Here is a 6,670-nt window from a genome sequence, read left to right on the forward strand (position 1 = left end):
AATAATTAGAACTGCATTAAACATTGTATAACAATAGCCTTCATCCATATATTCCAGATTGCTACTCCTTCGTAATATTATAGAGAAGGAACTATAGGGATCGGGGTGACTAATAATTAACCAATTATAAAATGACAAAATGGTCTATGATCGTGTCCTGAAATAGACTATTTTTTTCCTACATTTGTCTCTAAGGCTAGGAAAATTGAACAAAGTAATTCTCTGCCTTTGTTTGTGTGGCATATCTATTCATATTTCTGCACAACAGTATAGCTATGTTCAATACAATTCAGGGTCTGGAGCCCCTTTTGACCAGGTTTCCACTGTACTTCAGGATCAGGCGGGCTTTATATGGATTGGCAGTCAAAACGGTTTGTATCGATTTGATGGAATCCATTTCGACCTTTATAGCATACATACCAAGAGTCAATTCGTTCATCAGCTTCATGAACGTGAAGATCAGCTGTTGTTTGTAAATGATATGGGTATCTATCAAATTGACGATTTGCTTTCCCAGCCTAAGGTAATTCCGCTAATAGAAGGCACAATAAATGAAACTGCCGGGCTTCCTTTTTATCCCAACGATTTTGCACCAGCTAAAGATCAGGAAATCTGGCTCACGCAATCCAATCATAGCGTTGGCAGGTTGCAGCAAGAAGATTTCAAAACTTATCCATTTTCCAAAACGGATAAAGCACAAAAGCTTGGGATACATAAAGACTCAAAGGGAGGTATTTGGGTGCTGAGCCCATTGGATGGATTGTTCTATTTTGATAAAGCCGCTAATACCTTTAAAAAAAAGCTGAACATTAAAAATGGAAATGCCTTATTAATTCACAAAGACTATCTTCTGGTGGGAAACGATGCACTCAGGGTCTATAAAATTCAAGAAAATAAGCCCCAACTAATTAAGACGATTGAGCTCGATGATGACCTGATTACTGCCATGTATGCCGATGAAAATGATCAATACGTCATAGGGACCAGAAAGGGAAAGTTATTTATGGTATCTGATTTAAACGATCCTCCTCAAACGATATATGGAGCCAATGAAGCTCATCGAGTGGAAGAATTGGATTTTGGACCTATCAATGAAATCTATGTAACAACAGATAGCAAAAGTAATAATGATAAGCTTTGGGTTTGTTCGGAAACCGGTCTTTGGCTGCTTCAACAACGCTTTTTCAAAACCGTTAAAAATTTACCCTTGAATAATCCTATCAGTATTGCCATGGGCAATCAAGGGAAAGCCTGGGCACCCATTAATTATTTATTCGAAATCTCTCCCAATCAGGATGAATTTACTGCCAGGCCCATCTTTGATAATTTACAGGCAACTGCAGTTGCTCAAGATAAAGCGGGATTCCTCTGGGTGACTACCGCTAACCCAAAAGTTGAATTATTAAAATATGATAAAAACAGGATTGTCAAAAGATATGATGATTTCCATGAACGGGGAGAGACCATTTTCAATCTTTTTCCAGACAGTAAAGGGAACCTTTGGTTTTGCCAGGCTCCTTTGAACAAACCCATTATTGGCATTGCAAAGATCGATGAGAAAGGTGCAATCACGTATTATGATGAGACCAAAGGCTTTGCAAGTAGGATCCTGGCAATCAAGGAAAGTGCCCGGGGCGAAATATATGCCGCAGGCATTGGTGAAAAAAGTTATTTGTATCGTTTTGATCCAGTGGAAGATCAATTTGTAAACCTTAGCCCTGCACTTCCATTTACAGCTATGCTCAATTTTGAAGCCCATGATTTGACGGTTGACGACAGTGGCGTTGTATGGCTGGCTACTACTGATGGCTTGCTGCGCTACGATGGTGAAAAAATTACATTGATCCAAAATGATATTTTAGGTCAGGAAGAAGTAAGGGGCGTAACGCATTATTCCAATAATAATATTTGGATCTCCACAGCTACTAAAGGACTGGTATTTCACCAACAAAATACTTCTACAGTTTTAGGTGAAACAGAAGGTTTACCAGCTGTTATAAGTGCTTACCGATGTATCACTACAGATGATCAGGGACGTCTTTGGGCAGGCACTGCTGAAGGCCTGGTATACTCGCGCATGTCTGCTGCTACCCTTCCCTATTCCAATCCACCAAGGATTAGAAAGATCATGATCAATCAAAGGGTATTACCCGAAGGCTTTAATGAGGTGTTAAAAATAAAAAAAAGTCAAGAGCTCAATTTGTACTTTACAAATTTGTCATTTCCTGCTAGAAATGTTCAATACCAATACAGACTGCTCTCCAAAGAAGACAGACAGATTATGTTGGAAGAACAGCTCTGGCAATCAAACGGTAATAACAATTCACTAAGCTTAAGCCAAATTGAACTGGGTAATTACTACATTGAATTGCGAGCTAAACAACCTGGAGGATACCAATGGAGCAAACCCTTGGAAATTCAGTTAAACGTATTTCTGCCCCTGTATTTGCAAACTTGGTTTATCTATAGTTCGATTGGTCTGCTGGTTTTATTTATATCCTATTATTTTCGTTTTTATGTAAGACGACGTTTCAACAGATTACAACAAGTCTTGAAATACTCCAATGAAAAGTTAGCGATAAAAGAAGCGCAACTCCATCAAAAGATTCAAGAATTTGAAGAGCAGCAAGAAGAATTGGATAGTGCAAATTCGAATATCCATACTCTTGAACTATTTATCAAAGAAATTCCCAAAAAGGCATCGTGGAACGACATCATCACTGCGATGGGTAAAGCCGTTAACCAATCTTCTGATATAAACGCTTTTGAAATTGCATTTAAGGTAAAAAATGAAATCGTCCACAAGGGTTTTTCCAACCAGGAAAGAAGTGGTTATACCTTTAGAAGCAAATCCTTCAACATCAAAACCAGTATAACATGCTGGGCTATGGCCAACAATCAGGAAGTCTTAATTAATGACTTCAATAAGGAGCATACCATGTATATTGAAGAAAAGGCTGCCTACCGTTTTAATTCCTTATTGTTTATTCCTTTTACTTTAGAGAATGATCAGCCGGTTGTATTATGTGCTTACAGTATCCAGAAAAATCAATTCGACCCTAATGATTTAGTTATGTTTAGAATTTTAGCACAATTTATCTGCTTTTCCATTCACGAGGAAATAACGAAGGAGGTATGAAGAATCAATGGTTGCACATATTAATTTTATTATTGCTTGTAGTAAGTACTCTTCAGGCTTCTGCTGAACGAGATACGCTTACCGTAGGTATTTACCATAATCCACCCTTTGTAATAAAAATGGAAGATGGTGATTTTGAGGGCTTGAGTATTGAGTTATGGGAAAACATAGCACAGTCTGCCGATCTGAATTTCCGTTATGAACTATATTCAGATTTCATCGGTATTTTAAAAAGTCTTGAGTACGAGGAAATCGATTTAACCATTAATCCTATGGATGTGAATGATTCGCGGGTTAATAAATTTGACATGACACAGCCCTATTTCATTTCCAGTATTGGAGTAGCTATTCCTTACTTAAATCGCTCCCCCTTAACTGTTTTCATTAGTAATATTTTCTCACTGGCTTTTTTAGAAATTATATTGTTACTCATTTTTGTCATTTTTGTCTTTGGTTTTTTTCTATGGCTAATTGAACGAAGACATAATAAATTTCAATTCCGTCCCGGTCTTTTAGGCCTTTTTGACGGGCTATGGTGGTCCGCAGTAACAATGACTACGGTGGGTTATGGCGATAAAGCTCCCAAGTCGAATATAGGCAAAGCGATTGCCATTATTTGGATGTTTACTGCAGTGATCATTATTTCGAGTTTTACTGCCAGCATCGCTTCCACGCTAACTATTTCCGGATTACAAACTGACATCAAAAATGCCGAGGATATTCGATTGGTGGAAAATATTTCAGTAGTGGGTGCTACAAACGAGGAGTCCTATTTAATAGAAGAAAATATTCCAATTAATATGACTTATGCTTCACCAATTCTTGCCCTCAGAGCACTTGCCAAAAAAGAAAATGATGTACTGCTATTCGATCATACCATTTTACAGTATTACATCAATCGGCTTTCTTTAGATGAAAAGGTGAAACTGCTGCCCATCACTTTTAAAGAGAACTATCAAAGTTTTATGTTACCGAAGAACCACCTGGCTTTTGACCTGATCAATGTTGGTTTAATGAAGGAGATCCAGAAGGAACATTGGATAGATTTGCAAAGGAAGTATGGTGTTAAGGCGAAATAAAAAATGGAGTGTTCCGAAATCCTTAAATATTCAAACCGGTCAATTACTAAAAAACAACTGCTGACAAAGCATAAACAAAAAATATAGGTTTCTTTGAAATTTACTTTAAATTTTCATTCCGTACTTCTGTAACCCATCCAGTGCATGCTCCACTAACTCTTCTTTTACAAATTTGCCTATCAGATACTTTGCTTTATCTTTTAAAGCAGGCTTAATTTGCTTTAATAGAAGAACATTCTACTTTGCTTCCCCTTTCGCTGTTTTACCGACCTAATCCCTTAAATATTCAAGTACAATGTTTTCTATACGATGCATTATATTAGTTGTATCTGCTTTAATAAATGTTTCTCCTGTAATATTTTCATAAAGTTCAATATAACGCTCAGAAACTGTGGTAATATACTCATCAGACATTTCGGGAACCGTTTGCCCTTCCAGCCCCTGAAATCCATTACTAATCAACCATTGGCGTACAAATTCCTTGGAAAGTTGTTTTTGACCTTCTCCCCTGCTCTGCCTTTCTTCGTAACCTTGCGCATAAAAGTAGCGCGAAGAATCAGGGGTGTGTATTTCATCTATGAGGAGAATTTCGCCATCTCTATTTTTCCCGAATTCATACTTGGTATCAACCAGAAGTAATCCCCTTTGCTTTGCAATTTCGGTGCCCCTCCTAAACAAGGCCTTTGTGTAATTTTCAAGTATTTCATAATCCTTCTCTGATACAATACCGCGCTTTATAATATTTTCCCTGGAAATGTCTTCATCGTGGTTTCCCTCTTCGGCTTTGGTAGCCGGGGTTATGATGGGTTCTTTAAACTTGTCATTTTCAATCATCCCTTCGGGCATTGCAACACCACAGAGAGTTCTTTTACCGGCTTTGTACTCGCGTGCCGCATGCCCCGAAAGATATCCCCGTATTACCATTTCAACCTTAAATGGTTCACAGGCCTGGCCAATAGCCACATTAGGATCGGGAGTGGCTTCTAACCAATTTGGAACTATATCTGAGGTCGCCCTCATCATTTTAGTAGCAATCTGGTTGAGTATCTGGCCCTTGTATGGAATTCCTTTAGGCATGACAACATCAAAAGCAGACAAGCGGTCTGTTGCTATCATAATGAGTTTATCATTTTTTAAATGATAAACTTCCCTCACTTTTCCCTTATATACCCCTATTTGGTTGGGGAAACTAAAATTAGTAGTCATGATTGTCTCGGCCATACTTCTCTTTTAGTTTTGATGCTCAATATTCTTATAGGCATCTATTACCTTCTTTACAAGGTTATGGCGTATTACATCCTTGTCGTCTAAATATATGATCTGGATACCAGGTACGCTTTTAAGAATCAATAGTGCTTCTTTAAGGCCGGAGATAACCCTGCGCGGTAAATCTATTTGTCCGGGGTCGCCGGTAATTAAAAATTTGGCATTCTTCCCCATACGGGTAAGAAACATTTTCATCTGGGCATGTGTTGTATTCTGCGCCTCATCAAGGATTACAAATGCATGGTCCAAAGTTCGTCCCCGCATAAAAGCTAGTGGAGCAATTTGTATGGTTCCGTTTTCGATGTAATGAATAAGTTTTTCGCCCGGTATCATATCGCGAAGGGCATCATAAAGAGGCTGCATATAAGGATCCAGTTTTTCCTTCAGGTCTCCGGGTAAAAATCCCAGGTTTTCTCCGGCCTCAACCGCAGGCCGGGTTAAAATGATTCTTTTAACTTCCTTATTTTTTAATGCCCTCACTGCCAATGCAACTCCGGTATAAGTTTTACCTGTACCAGCAGGGCCTATGGCAAATACCAGGTCATTTTTATCCGTAGAATCAACAAGTTTTCTTTGGTTGGCTGTAATCGCTTTAATATAACGACCATTAACCCCGTGAACAATAATATCTCCGCTACTTTCTGAAGATTCATATTCTCCTTTATCGCTGCTTGTAAGCACTCGCTCTATTACATTTTCGTCTAGTGTGTTATACTTTGTAAAATGGGCCGTAAGCATATGAAAACGCTTATCAAACTCATCCAGCAGAGGTTCATCGCCAAAAACTTTTATTTTGCTTCCTCTCGCTACTATTTTTAATTTGGGGAAATGTTTTTTTAAGAGATTAATGTTTTCGTTTTGATGTCCGAAGAATTCCCTTGGACTAATCGCGGTAAGTTCTAAGTTGAGTTCGTTCAATGAATAGATTTATTTAATTGTTGTGTGCCGTAAGATAAATTTCTGTAGGCTGTTTTTTTCATGTAATTTTGTCAAACAAACTTAAGTAAAAATCGGTTTGAATAGTTAAAAAAATATCAACAGTGCTGCATGGCGATCATTACTTTAACTACAGATTTTGGATATAAAGACCATTTTGTAGGGGCCCTTAAGGGGACTATTTATAAAGAGCTTTCGGATGCTAAAATTGTTGATATCACACACAGCGTAAGCCCTTTTAATATTCAGG

General features: G+C 38.0%; 5 protein-coding genes. 3 read left to right on the forward strand and 2 right to left on the reverse strand.

The window, feature by feature from the left end; all coding sequences use genetic code 11:
• Positions 1-205: 205 nt before the first annotated feature.
• Positions 206-3,139 (forward strand): ligand-binding sensor domain-containing protein, encoded by a 2,934-nt coding sequence (locus WBN20_RS06755; RefSeq protein ID WP_424281158.1) that lies wholly within the window; start codon positions 206-208, stop codon positions 3,137-3,139.
• Positions 3,136-4,218: an ion channel gene (locus WBN20_RS06760; RefSeq protein ID WP_424281159.1), complete on the forward strand. Its 1,083-nt coding sequence runs from the start codon at positions 3,136-3,138 to the stop codon at positions 4,216-4,218. Before WBN20_RS06755 ends, WBN20_RS06760 begins: the two co-directional genes overlap by 4 nt.
• 270 nt (positions 4,219-4,488) lie before the next feature.
• On the opposite strand, the gene WBN20_RS06765 is transcribed toward WBN20_RS06760, so the two are convergent.
• Entirely contained in the window at positions 4,489-5,439 is a 951-nt protein-coding gene (locus WBN20_RS06765) for a phosphoribosylaminoimidazolesuccinocarboxamide synthase (RefSeq protein WP_424281160.1), read from the reverse strand.
• A 9-nt stretch (positions 5,440-5,448) separates the two neighbouring features.
• Entirely contained in the window at positions 5,449-6,402 is a 954-nt protein-coding gene (locus tag WBN20_RS06770; protein WP_424281161.1) for a PhoH family protein, read from the reverse strand.
• A gap of 129 nt (positions 6,403-6,531) precedes the next feature.
• Between WBN20_RS06770 and WBN20_RS06775 the strand changes: the two genes are divergently transcribed.
• On the forward strand, positions 6,532-6,670 hold a 139-nt coding region (locus WBN20_RS06775; RefSeq protein WP_424281162.1), incomplete at its 3' end, for an SAM-dependent chlorinase/fluorinase.

Origin of the sequence: Eudoraea sp. (assembly GCF_049665975.1) — a bacterium.
Classification (GTDB): Bacteria; Bacteroidota; Bacteroidia; order Flavobacteriales; family Flavobacteriaceae; genus Eudoraea.